Source organism: Niveispirillum irakense DSM 11586 (assembly GCF_000429645.1).
GTDB classification, from domain to species: Bacteria; Pseudomonadota; Alphaproteobacteria; order Azospirillales; family Azospirillaceae; genus Niveispirillum; species Niveispirillum irakense.
Genome location: NZ_AUCG01000002.1, coordinates 18,907 through 37,190, shown reverse-complemented (window position 1 = coordinate 37,190; position 18,284 = coordinate 18,907). Strand labels below are relative to the sequence as shown.

The window sequence follows — 18,284 nt, the reverse complement described above, 5'->3', positions numbered from 1 at the left end:
TTGGGCAGGCAAAGGGGTCCGATGGGCGGACCCTACACCAGCCAAAGCCGCCGTCAAACCATCAAGGTAATAGCGGTGACATTGGTCAGCGCCAGGGCCGGATCGTCGCGGCGGAACAAGGCCCCGCCGCTGCGCATGCCACCAACCGGCACGCAGCCGCACAACAGCTTGTCCACACTCTCCCCATCGCTGGACAAAGGCAGGATCACGGCCTGCAGGCGACCGGGGCCGCGCCTTGTCGTGACCACCGCCTGAAGGGAAAGGGGAACGCGGGCGTGGCAGGCATGGCGCAGCCAGTCCAGAAGGTCCGGGTCGATCCCGTCAACCGCAGGCTGGGCCAGCCGCACGCCGGTCAAAGACCGGCCGCAGATCGCCTCCAGCGCCGTGCCGGCCAGCCGTAGCTGGAACCCGTCCTGCTGCACATCAAGAAGGGCGACCCAGGGCAACAGCGCCAGCATGCCGGCGGGGTCCAGGGCGGCACGCGGCGGGGCGGCACGGTCACCGCGCAGGCCGGCCCAATAGGCCACCAGCTCGCGCAGTCTCACATCCGCCACTCCGGCGGTATCCGCCGCCTGTTCCGCCATTGCCGCCGCCAACTGCAAATTCCCACCCCGAAAAACGCTGGCACCTCCTGTCTCGGCGCCAGAAACGATCTTGCGCGCCAATATGTAAAGAATTGCTTAGCCGCCGCCCCTTTTCAGCCCGAAGAATGGTCGCAGGACGGGGATGCGGCGTGCTGCCTCATAGGTCAGCAGGCAGGCAGCGATGGTGATGGCAATCAGCAGCACCGCTTCCAGCACCACGGGCAGGCCCAGCGCCTTCAGATGGTGGGCAGCCACGACGATGGCGGTCTGATGGATGATGTAAAAGGGAAAGACCCCGACGCTGAGATAAGAGAGCCAGCGGTTGCCATGGTTCAGATAGCGGCGGGCAAAGCCCAGGATGGCGATGATGAAGCCCCATTGCTGCCCGGCATAGATAATCCGCATCACCATGCGCAGCGCCTCTGGCGGGTCGCTTTCCCGATATTGCCAGACATAGGTGGCAAAGGCGATCCAGGTCACCAGCCCCAGCAGCAGCGCCGGCACCCGCAATGCCTCTGCCCGTGCCCAGACCCGATCCTGCCGGGCGATGGCGAACCCGAACAGAAAGGCGCTGAACGACATGGCGTGATTGTACCAATCATCCACCAGCGCATGGGTAATCTCAAAATGCGGCAGCAGGAACAGGCGCAGCAGCGCCAGGAAAAGGACCGGCAGCACCAGCAGCCAGGGGCCGCGCACCATCCAGGCCGGGGGTAAGGGGTTTGCCAGCCGGCGCGGTGACAGTGCCAGCAGCGCGCCCAGCACCAGAGTGTAAACCAGCAGATAGGCCACAAACCAGAGATGGTTCCAGGTTGGCAGTATCAGGCAATCATCGCCCCGGCAGAAGCTGCCATCGAAGCTGAGATAGCGGGCATAGAAGGCGATGAAACCATCGCCATAGCCCAGCTTTTCCACCACCTCGTAATAAGGCTGGGGCGCCACCAGCACCGCCATGCCGAACAGAAGCGGAATGCCCAGCCGCGCCAGCCGCGCCCGCAACAGCGGCGCCAGGGGCAGTTTGTCGGCCATGAAGCGGGTGGCCACCCCGGATATCAGGAACAGCAGGGTCAGCCGCCAGGGATTGGTCAGCAGCATCAGCGGTTCCAGCCCATGACCGGCATGGTCGCTCTTCACATGCCAGTCCCAGGTCACATAAAACATGCCGACATGGTAGAAGATCAGCAGGCCGAAAGCGCCCACCCTGACCCAATCCAGAAAGGCCAGCCGTCCAGGCGTGGGACCGGGGCCTGTATCGATCCGGGGAGCGGATAGCAGTGCGGTATTCATCGTCACCTCAAGAGCCTGACAGGATCGTCGATGGCCCTGATAGGCGCGACCGGGCCGGGGACGGCAAGGCACCAGGGACGGATGGCGATGCCGCTGGGATGCCGGGCGGGACGGCTGGGACAAACGGCGCGCGGGGCGGGATGAACGGCACCTTCTTGCGCTGGCAGCCCTATCTCTCCCTCTGCCTGCTGCTGCTGGTCTCCAACAGCATCAATGTCTTCACAGAGCTGCAGAACCGGACCTGGCTGGGCCGGCCGGTCGCCTGGTGGTTCCCGGTGATGACGGAAGGGACCAGCGCCATCGCCATATTGGCCTGTGCTTGGATCGCTGGCCTTGCCCTGGCCAAGGTGCCGGTCACGGCGCCCTGGCAGCGGCAGGCGGTGACCCACCTGATGGGGGCCTGCCTGTTCTCCCTGCTGCATGTGCTGGGGATGGCGGGGTTGCGGGCCCTGTGCAATCACCTGTTCGACCTGGATTATTATTTCCGGCTGAGCCCGGAGGTGATGCTCTATGAATTCCGCAAAGACGTGCTGTCCTATGTCGTTATCGCGGCCATTTTCCTGGCCCATGGCGTGGGGCGTCCCCAGGCAGCAGCCCGGATGCCGGAAGGGGAAGCGATCCCCCCGGCCAAAGTGCCAGCCCTGCCAACAGCACCCTTGGGGCCGCCCAGCCTGGATATAAGGGACGGGGCACGGCTGCTGCGGGTGCCAATAGCCGATATCCTGGCCGCTCAATCAGCCGGGAATTATGTGGAATTCCTGTTGAAGGACGGCACCCGCCCCCTGATGCGGACCACGCTGACCCAGCTTGGCAAAAGTCTGGGCGCGCAGGGTTTCCTGCGCACACACCGGTCCTGGCTGGTCAATCCCGCCCATGTCCGGGCACTGGCACCGGAAGGGTCAGGTGATTATGCCCTGACCCTGACAGATGGGCAGAATATCCCGCTCTCCCGCCGCTATCCCCAGGCCCTGGCCGCCTTGCGCGGGGAGGGATAACAGGACACCAGAGCGTTACCCCTGCCCTTTACGCCGTCAGTTTGCGCAGCAGGGCGCGTGAACCTGCTTCCACCAGATCCAGCACCTCCCCGAAATGGCGGCCCTCGCCATAATAGGGGTCGGGCACGTCGCGGCCTTTCAGGGGCGCCGGGGCATGGTCCAGGAACAGGGACAGTTCCGCCCGGCTGCCGGCGGGGCGCTTGCGCTGCATAATCTCCAGATGGCCGCGATCCATCGCCAGCAGCAGGTCGAACCGGTCATAATCCGCCGGGACCAGCGCACGGGCGCGAAGCGGGCTGAGATCATAACCGCGCCGTTCCGCCGCAGCAGCGGAGCGGTGATCCGGCGGCTCCCCGACATGATAAGCGTGGGTGCCGGCGCTATCGATGGTGAACTGGTCCTCCAGCCCCGCCTGCGCCACCAGATGGCGGAACACCCCCTCTGCGGTTGGGGAACGACAGATATTACCCGTGCAGACAAACAGGATGGCAGGCATTGAAAGTCTCTATCCAACAAGAAGGCGGGTGAGAGGCAGGCCGCGTCCCATGGTCTGGGCCTGCAAGGATGGGGATGATAGCATCACCATCCTTTCCGCCACCATCCGGCCAATCAAAACCCATGTCACCCCTGCCCGCCCCCGCTTCCCTGCCCGATGATCTCGCCCGCCATCTGCGCCGGCTGCGCCCCGATGCCGCCATCATCATCCTGACAGGGGCCGGGATCAGCCGGGAATCCGGGTTGCACACGTTCCGCGATGCCGATGGCATCTGGGCCCAGGTGCGGCTGGAGGATGTGGCAACGCCCGGCGCCTTTGCCCGCGATCCGGACAAGGTGCAGGGTTTCTATAATGCCCGCCGCCAGGCCTTGCTGGACCCTGCCGTCCAGCCCAACCCGGCCCATCACGCCCTGGCGCGGCTGGAACGGGAATGGCAGGGGCCGGTGCTGCTGGTGACACAGAACGTGGATGATCTGCATGACCGGGCCGGTTCCACCGACCTGATCGCCATGCATGGGGAATTGATGAAGGCGCGCTGTACCGAATGCGGCGGGCTGCATCCCTGGACGGGTGACCTGTCCGATACCGACACCTGCCCCGCTTGCGGGCGGGTCGGCTATCTGCGGCCGCATATCGTCTGGTTTGGGGAAATGCCGCTCTTCATGGACAGGATCGGCGATGCGCTGGAAGCGATGGAACCCAACGACCTGTTCATCTCCATCGGCACATCGGGCAATGTCTATCCTGCCGCCGGCTTTGTGGCGGAAGCCCGCGCCGCCGGGGCGGTGACGGTAGAGGTCAATCTGGAAGCAACAGACGGGGCGCATCTGTTCCATAGCGGCCTGTATGGCCCTGCCAGCCAGACGGTGCCTGCCCTGGTGGATGCCCTGCTGGCGATACGCTGAGCCTGAAAAACAAACGGGGGGCACCGAAACGCCCCCCGCCATCTAGGCCCGGCCTAAAGGCAATCAATCGCCCTTCAGCACGCCACGTTCCACCTGATCGCGCTCGATGCTCTCGAACAAGGCGCGGAAATTGCCCTCGCCGAACCCATCATCGCCCTTGCGCTGGATGATCTCAAAGAAGATCGGGCCGATCACGGTGGCGGTGAAGATCTGCAAAAGCAAGCCGCCGCCCGGTGCCCCATCCAGCAGGATGCCGCGCTGGCGCAGTTCCTCGGTCGGCTGGCCATGGCCGGGCAGCCGTTCTTCCAGCATGTCATAATATGTTGCCGGCGGCGGGGTCATGAAGGTGATGCCGTTCGCCTTCAACGCATCATAGGTCTTGATGATGTCGTTGGTGGAGAGCGCGATATGCTGGATACCTTCGCCCTTATATTCGCGCAGATATTCCTCAATCTGATCAACCCGGCCTTCGGCGCCGGCGCTCTCATTGATCGGGATGCGGATCTTGCCGCAGGGGGCGGTCAGCGCCCGGCTTTTCAGCCCCGTCAGCTTGCCTTCAATGTCGAAATAGCGGATCTGCCGGAAATTGAAGAGCTTGCTGTAGAAATCATAGAAATAGTCCATGCGCCCGCGATGGACATTGTGGGTCAGGTGGTCAACCTCCACCAGACCGCAGCCGACGGGGTTCTGGTCCGCCCCTTCCACCGGCACAAAGTCGATATCATAGATGGAAGCCGGGCTTTTATAGCGGTCCACCAGATAGATCAGGCTGCCGCCGATCCCTTCGATGGCCGGGATGTTCAGTTCCATCGGGCCTATGGCCCCCTTCACCTCCTTGGCCCCCAGGTCGATGGCGCGCTTATGCGCAAACGCGGCATCCTTGACCCGGAAGGCCATGGCGCAGGCGCTGGGGCCATGGTCGCGGGCAAATTGCTGGGCCAGGCTGTCCGCCTCGCCATTGACGATGAAGTTGATGTCGCCCTGGCGATAGAGATCGACCTTCTTGGACCGGTGGGTCGCCACCTTGGTGAAGCCCATGGTGGTGAACAGGGCACCCAAAGCCGCCACATCCGGGGCGGTATATTCGACAAATTCAAAACCGTCGGTGCCCATGGGGTTTTCCCACAGGTCACCCACCAGCTTGCCATTTTCCACGCGCGCGGTGCCGCCGTCAGCCATGTCATCCTCCCTGGAATGGTTTGGTCGATAACTTGTTTCGGATGATACGGGCAGGGGCCGGGGCATGTCCTTGCGAAGTGACGGGAAAATCGGGCACTCTCTGGTGAGAAATTGCTCAACATCTCGACTTGGGGGCAGAAAATGGGAACCAACGGTTTGGACGCGGCAGATATCCGCATTCTTTCCGCATTGCAGCGCAACGGCCGCCTTTCCAATGTCGATCTGGCGGAACAGGTGGGCCTGTCGCCCAGCCCCTGCCTGCGCCGGGTGCGCGACCTGGAGGAGCAGGGCTATATCCAGGGCTATACCGCCATCCTGGACCGCCGCAAGCTGGGCATGGGCGTGGTCGCCTTCGTGGAGATCAAGATCGACCAGAATGCGGAAGGCGATGCCGATTTCCGTCGCGGTATCCTGCTGTTGCCGGAAGTGGTGTCCTGCTTCGTCATGACGGGGACGATGGATTATCTGCTGCAGGTGGTGGTGGAGGATCTGGACGCCTTTGCCGAGCTGTCCATGCGCAAGCTGCTGTCGATCAAGGGGGTGAAGGAGGTGAAATCCAGCTTTGTGCTGGATGTGGTGAAACATTCCACCTCCCTGCCTTTGCCCAAAGCCGGCTGATCCCCCTTCCCCCTTGCCGCAGCGCACCTACAGCGTCGGCAGAATATGGCGGTGACCACATGGTTTTCCCGGCAGATGTTGCGCCGAATGGTGAGCACCTGAGCACATCCGCAAGATAATGGCCGCCCGGCAGCGGTAAAATTGCGCAGATAAGCATCCCCATGGGAGGAGGAAGCGACCATGCGCAATGACACCGGACACCAAGATGCCGGGCGGGGCGATAAAGGCGGCGGCGATTTTGCCGCCCGCGTGGCAGAAAGCGGTAAGACCGGTACGGCCCTGCGCGGCGATTACCGCCAGATGGCGGCCGATTACACGATCGACCAGGGCTGGCAGCATTATACGGCGGCAGAACATGGGCTGTGGCGCACGCTCTATCGCCGCCAGTCGGCCCTGCTGGCGCGCTATGCGGCACCGGAATTTATCGAAGGCTTACGCCGGCTGGATGTGGCAGACGGCATCCCCGATTTCCGCCGCGCGTCGGAGGTGCTGGAAAAGGCGACCGGCTGGCGCCTTGTCGCCGTGCCCGGCCTGATCCCGGAAAAGGAATTTTTCGAGCATCTGGCCGCACGGCGCTTCCCCGTCACCAACTGGCTGCGCCGGCCGGACGAGATGGATTATCTGGTGGAACCGGATGTGTTCCACGATTTCTTCGGCCATGTGCCGCTGCTGACCCATCCGGTCTTTGCCGATTACCTGCAGGCCTATGGTGCCAAGGGCCCCCAGGCCATCGCAGCGGGCGCGCTGGAACAACTGGCCCGGCTTTACTGGTACATGGTGGAATTCGGCCTGATCGCCACGCGCGATGGCCTGCGCGCCTATGGCGCCGGCATGCTGTCTTCCAGCGGGGAGACGCAATTCTGCATCGACAGCGCCAAGCCGCACCGGGTGGGGTTCGATCTGGAACGGGTGATGCGCACCCGCTACCGGATCGATAATTATCAGGCGACATATTTCGTGCTGGACAGCTACGACCAGCTTTTCCAGGCGACGGAACGCGATTTCGGCCCGCTTTATACCCAGGTGAAGGCCATGCCGGAAATCGACCCCACCGGCGTGCTGCCATCCGACCGGCTTTATGGGCCGGGCCGGACGGTATAAGGCTTAATCGAAGGCGAAGGCGTCCATTGCCAGGATAGCGCGGTCGATGCTGCTGTGGAGCAGCCGTGCCGGCCGTCCCGGCTCCCCCGCGCCCAGCGCGCTGTAAAGCGGCCAGAGATGTTCGGGCGTGGGATGGTTGCGCCGTGCCTCCGGCGCCAGCCGGTCCCAGGCCAGCACATCCGCGGTTCGCCCTTCCACAAGGGCGGCACGCATCCAGTCGGCAAAGCGGCTGACCCAGTCCGGCACGGGATCGTCCGGCGCCTGACCGCGAAACTCCATCAGATTATGGGTGAAGCTGCCCGACCCCAGGATCAGCACCCCCTGCTGGCGCAGGGGGCGCAGGGCGGCACCGATGGCTGCATGAAAGGCGGCATCGCGGCGCGGCTGCACCGATAATTGGGTGATGGGAATATCCGCTGCCGGCCAGGCCAGGCTGAGCGGCGTCCAGGCCCCATGATCCAGCCCCCGGTCGGGGCTGAGCTGGGGGGCGAAGCCGGCACCCGCCAGCAGATCCGCCGCCTGATGCGCCAGGGCCGGCGCGCCAGGCGCCGGATAGCGCATGGCATAGAGGGCTGGCGGAAAGCCGCGGAAATCATGGATCGTCGCCGGCTGCGCTGCCAGGGACAGGGCCGGCTCCACCGTCTCCCAATGGGCGGAGACGGCCAGGATGGCGGTGGGGCGGGGCAGCATCCCCGCCAAATCCCGCAGAAACTGGTGGGCCGGCGCCTGCGGCTCCAGCGCCAGCATGGGCGAGCCATGAGAGATGAAAATGGAAGGCAGACAGGACATGGCGTTGACCCTGGAATGGTTGATCCCAGGATGCCGGGTAAATTGCCCAAAGGACAAGGCCCGCCGCCACCGGCCCAGAAATGCAAAAAGCCGGCGCGAGGCCGACCCGATCATCAAGCTGATGCTGCTGGAAGAATGGTGGGCGCGGGTGGAATCGAACCACCGACCTCTCGCTTATCAGGCGAGTGCTCTAACCCCTGAGCTACGCGCCCATCCCATGATGGCGGCCTGATCGCCCGCACACCAGAAACACAAAAGCCGGCTTGACGCCGGCCGGTTCACCCTGCAAAGCGCAGGTTGAGACGGGATGGTGGGCGCGGGTGGAATCGAACCACCGACCTCTCGCTTATCAGGCGAGTGCTCTAACCCCTGAGCTACGCGCCCATCTCGTGGAGCGCGGTGATAAGGGGGCGGGGCTGACCTGTCAACAGAAATCGTCAAAAATTTTCCGCTATCCTTCCGACCATACCCGACGGAACCACAGTCGCGGCACCCCCTTTCGTTGCCGCCATGCCAGGATTGGTGGTAGAGATTCCTGATGAAACGATAGAGCATCCTTGCCGGCGTGGTGAACGCGGAAAAGGGGGCACGCCGGAACAGGCAAAGGCATGAAGCGATCCCAAGCGGCAAGCATCAAGACGCATCCCGTTACCGGGACGGCGCGGACGGACCGCGTGCTGATTGTGGCCCTGGTTGCCGGGGCATTGCTGGGCGGATATCTGCTCTGGTCCCATATCAATGACCGCATCGCCGCCATTGAAACCATTATCGGAAGCCAGATTCGCGCCCGGGCCGCCGCCCTGGACGGGCAGTTCCAGATCGCCGGTGGCCATCTGGCCGCCCTGCGCCAGCGGGCGGAATATTTCTATGCCGAATATCCAGCGCCCGAGGATGTGCCGCGCAGCCCCCTGCTGTCGGCCCTGCTGTCCAGCAACCCAGGCGACCAGCCGGATCAGGCCTATACGCTGAACCGGCTGCCCCCGCCCTATCTGACGGAACAGATCGGCAATATCATCGCCATGTCGGACCTGGATGCCAGCCAGCAGCCCGGCATTTCCCGGCCCGACCGGGATATCTGGCGCCAGGAAGCGGCCATGGCGGTGCAGATGCTGCCATTGATGGCCGTGACCAGCAGCCTGGTTCCGGATACGAACCGGCTGATCTATGCGTCTGTCAGCGGCATGGTGGCGGTGCATCCCTGGATCCATAGTGATGATAGCGACCTGCTGTTGCAGGTCGTGACATATCCGCCTTTCCGTCAGGCCGCCCCCCAGATGAACCCTGGGGAAAAGCAAGTCTGGACCCTGTCGCAGAAAGGCCCGGCGGCAACGGCGGCCCTGTCCTTGCCACTGTCGCTGCATGGCCGCTATTTCGGCACCTTCACGATCGAACTGCTGCTGGAAGGGCTGAAGCAGAAACTGGGAGCCGTTACCCGGTCCGGCTCCCAGATGCTGCTGATCGATGGTGAGGGCACCATCATTCTGCGTACTGGAAGCGCGCTGGAACAGGAACCCCTGCGGCTGGAGCAACTGGTCCCCGACGCGGCGGAACGCCTGACCGCGGACGGTGCCACGCGCGGCATCTCAGAACCATTCCTGGTGTCAGCCGCGCTGGAGCAGGCCCCGTGGCGGGTCGTCTATATCGTGCCGCCACTGAATATCCTGGTACCGGCAATGAAAGATGTGCTGATTTCCGTCATCGGATTTCTGGCGGCGCTGACCGTAGTGCTGTTCGTGACGCGGCGGCTGACGCAGCGGTCGCTGGCCGTACGCGATGCCGCCATGCAGGCCGAACGCGACGCCAGGGCCGCTGCGGAGCGGGCCTTGACCGACCTGCGCGCCGCCCATGATGAGCTGGATTTCCTGAACAGGGAGAAGACGCGCTTCTTCTCCCTGATCTCCCACGATCTGCGCGGGCCCTTCAATTCTATGCTGGGCATGACCCAGGAACTGGCCGACCATGCCCCGCGCATGGCCCCCGACCAGACAGCCGATTTCGCCCGGTCGGTGCATGAAATGGCGCGTAAGGTTTTCGACCTGCTGGAAAACCTGCTGCAATGGTCGCGGGTGCAGATGTCGGGCACGCCCTTCGCCCCGGCCATCTTCCCCATCCGGGATGTGGTGGCCCATGCGATCCGCGATGTCACGCCCACAGCCCAGGCCAAGAATATCCAGATCCTGGATGCGGTCGGCGACCGCTGGGTACTGGCCGACCGCACCATGATCCTGGCCGTGCTGCGCAACCTGTTGATGAATGCGGTAAAGTTCAGCCATCCTGACGGGGCGGTGCATGTCACGTCGCGCGCCATGGGTGACCGGCTGGAGGTGGCGGTGACCGACAAGGGTGTGGGGATGGAGCCGGACCTGCTGGCAGAGGCGATGGAAACGGGGCCGAAAACCAGCCGGCCGGGCACGCAGGGCGAAACCGGCACCGGTCTGGGCCTGACGCTGGTGCGCGATCTGGTGCTGCGCCATGGCGGTGAGCTGATGCTGGACAGCGCCCCCGGCCAGGGCACGGTGGTGAAATTCTCCATCCCCATGACTGCCAACCCGGCTGAAACCAAGCGCCTGCTGGCCGCCCATGGGGGCAAGTAACCTCTATATCTGCGCTGACGGCGGTCGGCGGCGCCAAAAATTACCAAACCCGGTCAGCCGGGCACGCAAAGCCGCCCAGCCGGAAACTGGCGGCGTGAGATCAATCCCGACCAGGGAGGCCTCCCCCTCCTCCACAGCGGCGACGATCAGGTCAATTTCTCCCACCCGCAGCCGGTCGCCCAAGGCCGGATCGCGACCCAATGTCTGCCGGATGAAGGCGGAAAGCGGCCGGTGGCCCATCGCGCCGGCTTCAAACCCATAGATCAGCCCCACCGACTGGGCCGGGATATCGCCCTGAACCTGGAAATCCCCGGCCGGGCGGTCAGCCGTGCCATTGGCAGCCCGGCGGCCAAACAGCCGGTCCATCACGGCCAGCGCGTCGCTGTCCCCCATGGCCAACACCGTGTCGCCGGGTTGCAGCCCTACTGCATCCTCTGGCCGGACGGGGCGGCCATTCTGGATCAGGGCCAGCATCTGCACCGTTTCGGGGATGATCAGCCGGCCCCGACCGCGCAGGGCCGCCTCGCTGTCACGCGCCACGGTGAAGACCGCAAGCTGCCCAGTGCCGCCGGGCAGGTCAACATCGGCACGGGTGGGCGGTTCCGGCTGGGGTGGCGCCAGCAGGCCCAGCAGCCGGGCCGAGGGGCCCACCGTCCAGCCCTGGACCAGCAGCGACAGCAGCACGACAACAAAGGCCACGCCAAAATAGACCTGCGCGTTCGGCACGCCGGCCAGTACGGGAATGGTTGCCAGCACGATGGGCACCGCGCCGCGCAGGCCGACCCAACTGACATAAACCCGCTCCGCCAGCGTATAGCGGAAGGGGGCGAGACAGAGGAAAACCGCCAGCGGGCGGGCCACCAGCATCAGGCCCAGCGCCACCAGGGCACCGGGCAGCCACTGCGCCTCCAGCCGGGATGGAGTGACCAGCAAACCCAGCATGACGAACAGGCCGATCTGGGCCAGCCAGGCCAGACCATCATGGAAGCGCCGGATCAGCCGGTCCGCCTTGTGCCGGCGGTTGCCCAGGATCAGCCCAGCCAGATAGACAGCCATGAAGCCGGACGTGCCCGCCGCCTGCGCCCCGCCGAACAGGAACAGGGTGAAGGACAAGGCCAGGATGGGATAAAGCCCATCCGCCAGATCCAGCCGGTTGACCAGCCACACCAGCAGAAAGCCCGCCCCCAGCCCCAGAAGGGTGCCGCCGGCAAGCTGGCGCACCAGTTCCAGCACCAGATCCAGCGGGGCGACCGGCCCCGCCACCGTCACCAGTTCCACCGCCAGCAGCGTCAGCAGCACCGCCATGGGGTCATTGATGCCAGATTCCACCTCCAGCGTTGCCGCCACCCGGCCGCGCAGCCGCATGCCCCGCAGATTGAGCAGGAAGAACACCGCCGCCGCATCGGTGGAGCCGACAATGGCGCCGATCAGGAACCCTTCCGCCCAGCCGAGACCCAGCACCCAGGATGCCAGCGCCCCGGTGACCAGAACCGTCGCCAGCACCCCGATTGTGGACAGAACCAGGGCCGGGCTGCGGACAAGGCGGAATGTCTCCAGCCGGGTGCGCAACCCGCCATCGAACAGGATGACGGCCAGGGCGATGCTGCCCAGCAGATAAGCCATGTGGAAATCATGAAAGGCGATGCGGCCGGGCCCATCCTCCCCCGCCAGCATGCCCAGCCCCAGGAAGACCAGCAGCAAGGGCGCACCCAGACGGGAGGAGACCCGCCCGGCCAGGATGGCCAGCAGCAACAGCAGCCCGACCAGGAATATGATCTCGTTGATCGCTGTCAACCGCCCGCCCCTTCCCCGTTGCGTGTGCAGGCATGGCACCCACACCACTATTGTGGCGGAAACAGCACATGGCGCGCACCTGACCTTTGGTCCAGGTCGGTGAGATTTTGGTCGGATGCGGCTATCGGGCGGGGGTAAAGGGACCGGCCGGCGGGCGGGTGGTGAGCGCGATGGTCAGGATACCGGCCAGCGCCAGGGCGAAGCAGGCCCAGAACCCGTCAATATAGGAAAGAACCGTCGCTTCCCGTTGCACCAGGGATGCCAGATTGGACAGGCCGAACGCCTGTGCCGCCGCCTGCCCCTGGCCGGCCATGGCATGGCCAAGGGCGCCTACCGCATCGGTCACCGCCTTGTCGCCCTGGGGCAGATGCAGCCCGATCAGGTTGGAGTGAAGCTGTTCCGACAGACGCAGGCCCGTGGTGGCCAAGGCAGAGGCCAGCACCACCCCATCCACCCGCAATACCTGGATATAGGCGGAAACGGTGGTGGCGCGGGCGGGGTTGGTATTGGCCAGCGCCAGCACCACGATGGGCAGGAAAGTGAAGCAGTGCCCCACCGCCTGAAGCAACAGCATCAGGCGGAAATCATCCAGCCGCCAGTCATGCGTGACGCCCGTGCCCATCAGTGCGGCAAGCCCGAAGGCGGACAGGCCCACAATCACCAGCGCCCGCGCATCCACCCGCCCCAGCAGCCAGACGCAGAGCGGCATCAGCACCAGCAGCGGCAGGGCCCCCCATTGCAACAGCAGCGGCCCCACCTGTTCCGGCCGCAAATGACCGACCGTCGACAGGAAATTCGGGATCAGGGCAGAGTTGGAAACGGAGGCAAAGGTATAGAGCAACGATACCAGCAGGGTGAGACCGAGATTGCGCGACAGCAACACCCGCGCGCTGGCCCAGGGCTGTTCCACCAGCCATTCATTGATGGCAAACAGCAGCAGCAGCAGGATACCCCCGGCCAGGAAGGCCGTCACCAGACCGGATTCAAGCCAGTCCAGCCGGTTGCCCTGGTCCAGCGCGATATAAAGCATGGCCAGCCCCGACCCGAACAGCAGCATGCCGCCCCAGTCGGCCCGATGCAGCAGATCGGGGTCCACCGGTTCCCGCGGGGCGCCGGCCCAGGCACACAGGCCCATCAGCGGTGCCAGCACCACATCCTGCCAGTACAGCCACTGCCAGCCCCAGTCCTGGGTATAAAGCCCGACCAGATCGATACCGGAATTGATGGCGAATGCCTGCCGGAACACATAGACCGCCACCGCCGGCACCCACCATTTCATGGGCAGGTTGCGCAGGATCACGGTCAGCGTGGCCGGCACGAACAGGCCCAGCAGCAACCCTTCCACCGCATGGATCAGCATCAACCCGCCACTATCGCGGATGAAGGGGGTGACAAGGCACAGGGCGCCATAGAGGAAAGCCGGCACCACCAGCACCCGGCGCACCCCGAACACGGTGACCAGCCAGGCCACGCAGGGGGCGATAAGGATTTGCGGCGCCTGGGCAATGGTGGACAGCCACGCCCCTTCATCCATGCCCAGCCCGAAGGCGCCGCGCAGGTCCGCCAGACCGGTGGAGAAAATCCGGGAATGGAAATTGGTCATGTAGGCGCCCAGCAGCACCGCCGCGACCGCCAGCAGCGGATGATGGGAGCGACGGCCGACGGAGATCGGGCCGTCGCTGACGGGCGTGGCCGCACTCATGACCCAGCCTGATCCGTATGGATGCGGGTTTCCACCGACATGCCAGGACGCAGCCGATCCAGCAGCGGCTGGCCGGGCTCCAGTTCAATCCGCACCGGGATGCGCTGCACCACCTTGGTGAAATTGCCCGTGGCATTGTCCGGCGGCAGCAGGGCGAAGGTGGAGCCGCTGGCCGGCGCCATCCGCGCCACATGGCCATGGATTTCCTGGCCGGGGAACATATCGACCCTGATATCCACCTTCTGCCCCGGCACGACGCGGGTAAGCTGGGTTTCCTTGTAATTGGCCGTGACATGGACCTGCGGCAGCGGCACCACAGCGATCAGGCTGGCGCCCACCGCAACATAATCCCCTTCATGCACCAGCCTTTCCCCCACCACCCCATCCACGGGGGCGGTGATGCGGGTATAGGACAGGCGCAGGCGTGCCGCCTCCAGCGCAGCTTCCGCCGCACGCAGGCTGGCGGCCAGTTGCGCCTCCTGCCCCTTCAGCACATCCAACTGGCTGTGGGCGGCGCCCAGCGCCGCCGTGGCAGCCTGTCCTTCCGCCGAGGCCTTGTCATGGTCGGCGCTGGCCTGTTCCAGCTTCTGCCGGGTACCGGCAAGGCCCCGTTTCAGCAGATCGGCCTGCCGTTCCTCTTCCAGCCGGGTCTGTCGATTGCCAGCCTGGGCGGCCAGCCGCTTCGCATCGGCCTGGGCGATGGCAGCACGCTGCTGGTCCATCTGGTTGGCGAGATTGTCCAGGGCCGCCCTGGCGCTGGCGACAGAGGCTGCCGCCTGATCCACCGCAGCCTGATATTCGGCCGGGTCAATCTCCAGCAGCAGGTCACCCGCCTTCACTTTCTGATAATCCGCCACCGCGACATGGCGCACCGCCCCTGACACCCTGGCTCCCAGGCGGCTGATATCCGCGCGGATGGTGGCATTGTCCGTCACCTGGATATCCGATGCCCCTACCCAGCCTTCCCAACGGTCGGTCGCGACCAGCACCAGCGCCAGAACGCTGGCGACAGCAAATAGCGGCACTGCCAGCCGACGCAGCCCCCCCACCAGGGCCGAGCGGGGTCGCGCGCCCAATGCCCCCGGCCCATGGTCATGGGCTGCCGCAGGGCTGGATGAGGGGGCGGGATCGGTCTGGACGGGGCGGGTGGGTTCAACGGACATGATGGTTGCTTTCCTTGCAGGAGGGTCGCAACCGGTCGCGTCACGACAAGACTCTTGCATGCTTATTTTCAGTATGCTGAATATTAGTACGCTGAATTTCACTGTGCAGCGCACAATCCGCATGGGAGCCACGCAGCGGAATAGTGGGAACCCCATGCCGGCAACGCCTACCTTGCCTCCTAGACCTTCTCCAACGGCACACCGAACAAGTGCCGGAACCATGGCAGGAAAAACGATGGACCAGCTTGAAGCGATGCCGGGATTCCTGATCCGCCGGCTCTGGCAGATCAGTGTCGCGCTGTTTCTGGAAGAGACGGCGATGATGGATATGACCCCGCCGCAATTCGGGCTGCTGTCGCTGATCGCGGCCCATCCGGGGCAGGACCAGACCTGGCTGGGATCGCGCGCCGCCCTGGACCGGACGACCGTGACCGGCGTGCTGGACCGGCTGGAGGCGCGTGGGCTGATCCGGCGCGAAGTGGCCCCCCATAACCGGCGCGCAAGGCTGACCTTCCCGACGCCGGAAGGGGCCGATTTCATGGCCCGCAGCGAGGAACCCCTGGCCCGGATCAGTGAAAGGCTGCTGTCCCCGCTGGACGCAGGCGAGCGCCACGTTTTCCTGGGCTTGCTGCGACGCCTGGTCGATGCCAATAACGATCAGAGCCGCGCCCCGGTCAAAACCATCTGACCAGGGCGCCAAGGCATTTCCCCCACCCCGCACCCGAGCCGCACCCGCCATCATGAATATCCAGACGCTGGGCATTTTCCTTGCCACCTGCTTCTTCCTGTCGGCCACGCCGGGACCGAACATGCTGTCGGCGTTGAGCATGGGGGTGAGGCACGGGCTGGGCGGGGCGGCCTGGGGCGGTATCGGCATGTGTGCGGCCCTGGGCATGCTGGCCGCCCTGTCAGCCCTGGGGCTGGGCGTGCTGCTGGCCGCGTCGCCCACCGCCTTCATGATCTTCAAATGGCTGGGTGTGGCCTATCTGGTCTGGCTGGGGGTGCAGGCCCTGCGCGCACCGGTACCGGCTGAAGGGGAAGAGGCGGCAGCGGCCTCCGCCGTCACCGGGAAAGGGCGGGAAGGCAGCCGCGCCGGCCTGTTCATGCAGGGTACGCTGATCACGGCCAGCAATCCCAAGGCGCTGATCTTCATGGCCGCCTTCTTCCCGCAATTCCTGGACCCGGCCCAGCCGGTGGCACCACAGCTTTCCATCCTGGTCGCGGTGATGCTGGTGATCGAGTTCGGCTGGATCATGACCTATGCCGCCGGGGGCCGGACGCTGGCCCGCCGCCTGTCTGGTCGCCGGGCGACCTTATGGCTGAACCGGGGAACCGGGCTGCTGCTGATCGCCGCGGGGCTGTTGCTGGCGCTGGCTGCGCTGTGAACGCATGGGCCACCCGCGTGGTCCTGAATATTGCGTTTTCTGGACAAGGGGAGCGACCCGGCGCATTTTGCGCGACGAAATGCTGGCTTCAGAGGACGATCGCATGCTGAAGGACTTGATCGACGGGTTCCGCGAGTTCCGCCGCACCAATTTCCGTCATCAGCGCGGTTTGTTCCGCACCTTGGCTTGGGCGGGCCAGAAACCGAAAGCAGCCCTGATCACCTGCTGTGACAGCCGGGTCGATCCCACCCTGATTTTCGCAGCACAACCGGGCGACCTGTTCGTGATCCGGAATGTGGCGAACCTCGTGCCCCCCTATAAACCGAGCGAGGATTATCACGGTACCAGTGCCGCCCTGGAATTTGCGGTGCGGGAACTGGGTGTGGAATCGCTGGTGGTGATGGGCCATTCCCTGTGCGGCGGTGTCGCCGCCCTGACCCATGATCGCAGCCAGTCCAACAGCGACTTCATCAGCCAGTGGGTATCCATCGCCGATCCGGCCCTGGAGCAGGTGCGCGACGTGACCACCCCTGGCGAACCGCTGGACCTGCCGACGCTGGAACGCGCCGTGGTGAAGCTGTCGCTGAACAATTTGCGCACCTTCCCCTGGATCGCGGCCATGGAGCAGGAAGGCAAGCTGAGCCTGCATGGCATGCTGTTCGATGTGGGCGCCGCCGAGTTGCATATCCTGGACGAGGCATCGGGCGGGTTCCACCCCATCCCCCAGATCCGCCCCCGTCTGCGCAGCACCAGCCTTCCTTCCATACCTTTAAGCGAATAAAATCGGGGAACCAGGGGCGGGAGCGGTGCGTTGCCACCGGCTATAATCCCAAGTCTCGGTAATCGTCACCGATCACCGACCTCAGTCGCCGGCGCTGCCATTTGGCAGCTTGGCTACGCGGCATGTGCCGCGCGGCGGCAGTCGCCGCCGAACCAGACCCGATGAGTCCAGTTCATCGGGCCTGGTATTACCGTCCTTATCCCCGATTTCTGCCATGATCGGGCGTTAGACAGGCATCCATGCGCAAGACAATGCCGGCCGCCCTGGCCTTCACCTTCCTCGCCCTGGCCCCGCTGACCGCGATGGTGGTGTCGCCCACCGCTGCGCTGGCCGCCCCGGTGCCCGCCGCCGAAAAACCCGCCACGCTGGAGAAGGTTCAGACCTATCTGAACGGCATCACCAGCCTGAAATCCGCCTTCATCCAGACCACCGATGACGGGCGCAGCCGGCAGGGCACCTTCTCCCTGCTGCGCCCCGGTCGGATGCGGATTGATTTCGCCCCCCCGGCAGAGGACTTCATCGTCGCCGATGGCAAGTTCGTCTATTACTGGGACGCGGAGGTGAAGGAGCAGCAGAACGCCCCCATCGGCAGCACACTGGCCGATTTCCTGCTGCGCGACCGGATCACCCTGTCCGGCGATGTGAATGTCACCGACATGACCCGCCAGGATGGGGTGCTGGAAGTCACCCTGGTGCAGAGCAAAGATCCGGGCCTGGGCAGCCTGACCCTGGTCTTTGAAGAAAGCCCGTTCGCCCTGCGGCAATGGCGGGTGCTGGATGCCCAGGGCCGTACCACCGATGTCGCCTTGCAGAATCCGGAATTCGGCGCCTCGTTGAACCGGAACCTGTTCTATTTCCGCAACCCGACCCGCGGCCGGGACCGGGATTGACGCCGGCCCGGCAGCAGCTAC

General features: G+C 64.9%; 17 protein-coding genes and 2 tRNA genes. 9 read left to right on the top strand and 10 right to left on the bottom strand.

The features are described from left to right. Nucleotides 1–53: 53 nt before the first annotated feature. Together G473_RS28825 and G473_RS0100865 are read right to left on the bottom strand one after the other, a co-directional pair. Nucleotides 54–596, bottom strand: a complete 543-nt coding sequence (locus G473_RS28825) for a PAS domain-containing protein (protein ID WP_154667204.1) — start codon at nt 594–596, stop codon at nt 54–56. A gap of 84 nt (nt 597–680) precedes the next feature. Continuing rightward, nucleotides 681–1,871: an acyltransferase family protein gene (locus G473_RS0100865; RefSeq protein WP_084437554.1), complete on the bottom strand. Its 1,191-nt coding sequence runs from the start codon at nt 1,869–1,871 to the stop codon at nt 681–683. Nucleotides 1,872–2,011: 140 nt separating this feature from the next. Here G473_RS0100865 and G473_RS24390 point away from each other — a divergent pair, with 140 nt between their 5' ends. Beyond that, a complete protein-coding gene (locus tag G473_RS24390; RefSeq protein ID WP_051329733.1) occupies nt 2,012–2,866 on the top strand; it encodes a LytTR family DNA-binding domain-containing protein in 855 nt (284 codons plus the stop codon). Between the two features lie 28 nt (nt 2,867–2,894). Here G473_RS24390 and G473_RS0100855 read toward each other — a convergent pair whose 3' ends face one another. Next, nucleotides 2,895–3,362, bottom strand: coding sequence for a low molecular weight protein-tyrosine-phosphatase (locus G473_RS0100855; RefSeq protein ID WP_029011549.1), 468 nt, complete (start codon nt 3,360–3,362; stop codon nt 2,895–2,897). A gap of 122 nt (nt 3,363–3,484) precedes the next feature. Between G473_RS0100855 and G473_RS0100850 the strand changes: the two genes are divergently transcribed. Beyond that, nucleotides 3,485–4,267 carry an NAD-dependent deacylase gene (locus G473_RS0100850; protein ID WP_084437553.1) on the top strand — a complete coding sequence of 261 codons (783 nt, stop codon included), beginning with the start codon at nt 3,485–3,487 and terminating at the stop codon, nt 4,265–4,267. A gap of 63 nt (nt 4,268–4,330) precedes the next feature. On the opposite strand, the gene hppD is transcribed toward G473_RS0100850, so the two are convergent. Continuing rightward, complete coding sequence (gene hppD / locus G473_RS0100845; protein WP_084437552.1) at nt 4,331–5,446, bottom strand: 4-hydroxyphenylpyruvate dioxygenase; 1,116 nt, start codon at nt 5,444–5,446, stop codon at nt 4,331–4,333. A gap of 141 nt (nt 5,447–5,587) precedes the next feature. On the opposite strand from hppD, the gene G473_RS0100840 reads away from it, so the two are divergent. Together G473_RS0100840 and phhA are read left to right on the top strand one after the other, a co-directional pair. Continuing rightward, on the top strand, nt 5,588–6,064 hold the full coding sequence (locus G473_RS0100840; RefSeq protein WP_029011546.1) for an Lrp/AsnC family transcriptional regulator: 477 nt from the start codon (nt 5,588–5,590) through the stop codon (nt 6,062–6,064). 180 nt (nt 6,065–6,244) lie between these two features. After that, nucleotides 6,245–7,165 (top strand): phenylalanine 4-monooxygenase, encoded by a 921-nt coding sequence (gene phhA, locus G473_RS0100835; protein WP_051329732.1) that lies wholly within the window; start codon nt 6,245–6,247, stop codon nt 7,163–7,165. 3 nt (nt 7,166–7,168) lie between these two features. Here the strand turns inward: phhA and G473_RS0100830 are convergent, their stop codons facing one another. The 3 genes from G473_RS0100830 to G473_RS0100820 all read right to left on the bottom strand — a co-directional run bounded on the left by G473_RS0100830 (nt 7,169) and on the right by G473_RS0100820 (nt 8,338). After that, on the bottom strand, nt 7,169–7,954 hold the full coding sequence (locus G473_RS0100830) for a dioxygenase family protein (protein WP_029011544.1): 786 nt from the start codon (nt 7,952–7,954) through the stop codon (nt 7,169–7,171). A 136-nt stretch (nt 7,955–8,090) separates the two neighbouring features. After that, nucleotides 8,091–8,166, bottom strand: a tRNA-Ile gene (locus G473_RS0100825). A 96-nt stretch (nt 8,167–8,262) separates the two neighbouring features. Next, a tRNA-Ile gene (locus G473_RS0100820) sits at nt 8,263–8,338 on the bottom strand. Nucleotides 8,339–8,562: 224 nt separating this feature from the next. Here G473_RS0100820 and G473_RS0100815 point away from each other — a divergent pair. Continuing rightward, complete coding sequence (locus G473_RS0100815; protein ID WP_029011543.1) at nt 8,563–10,548, top strand: ATP-binding protein; 1,986 nt, start codon at nt 8,563–8,565, stop codon at nt 10,546–10,548. Between the two features lie 3 nt (nt 10,549–10,551). Here G473_RS0100815 and G473_RS24385 read toward each other — a convergent pair whose 3' ends face one another. The 3 genes from G473_RS24385 to G473_RS0100800 form a co-directional block, all read right to left on the bottom strand. Then, nucleotides 10,552–12,342: a potassium/proton antiporter gene (locus G473_RS24385; RefSeq protein WP_051329731.1), complete on the bottom strand. Its 1,791-nt coding sequence runs from the start codon at nt 12,340–12,342 to the stop codon at nt 10,552–10,554. A 121-nt stretch (nt 12,343–12,463) separates the two neighbouring features. Then, complete coding sequence (locus G473_RS0100805) at nt 12,464–14,044, bottom strand: MFS transporter (protein ID WP_029011542.1); 1,581 nt, start codon at nt 14,042–14,044, stop codon at nt 12,464–12,466. Further along, nucleotides 14,041–15,207: an HlyD family secretion protein gene (locus tag G473_RS0100800; protein ID WP_084437551.1), complete on the bottom strand. Its 1,167-nt coding sequence runs from the start codon at nt 15,205–15,207 to the stop codon at nt 14,041–14,043. Before G473_RS0100800 ends, G473_RS0100805 begins: the two co-directional genes overlap by 4 nt. Nucleotides 15,208–15,442: 235 nt before the next feature. On the opposite strand from G473_RS0100800, the gene G473_RS0100795 reads away from it, so the two are divergent. The 4 genes from G473_RS0100795 to G473_RS24375 all read left to right on the top strand — a co-directional run bounded on the left by G473_RS0100795 (nt 15,443) and on the right by G473_RS24375 (nt 18,263). Beyond that, a complete protein-coding gene (locus tag G473_RS0100795; RefSeq protein WP_029011540.1) occupies nt 15,443–15,895 on the top strand; it encodes a MarR family winged helix-turn-helix transcriptional regulator in 453 nt (150 codons plus the stop codon). 52 nt (nt 15,896–15,947) lie between these two features. Further along, complete coding sequence (locus tag G473_RS0100790; protein WP_029011539.1) at nt 15,948–16,592, top strand: LysE family translocator; 645 nt, start codon at nt 15,948–15,950, stop codon at nt 16,590–16,592. Between the two features lie 103 nt (nt 16,593–16,695). Further along, entirely contained in the window at nt 16,696–17,373 is a 678-nt protein-coding gene (locus G473_RS24380; protein WP_084437562.1) for a carbonic anhydrase, read from the top strand. 239 nt (nt 17,374–17,612) lie between these two features. Continuing rightward, a complete protein-coding gene (locus G473_RS24375; protein ID WP_035704880.1) occupies nt 17,613–18,263 on the top strand; it encodes a LolA family protein in 651 nt (216 codons plus the stop codon). Nucleotides 18,264–18,284 lie beyond the last annotated feature (21 nt).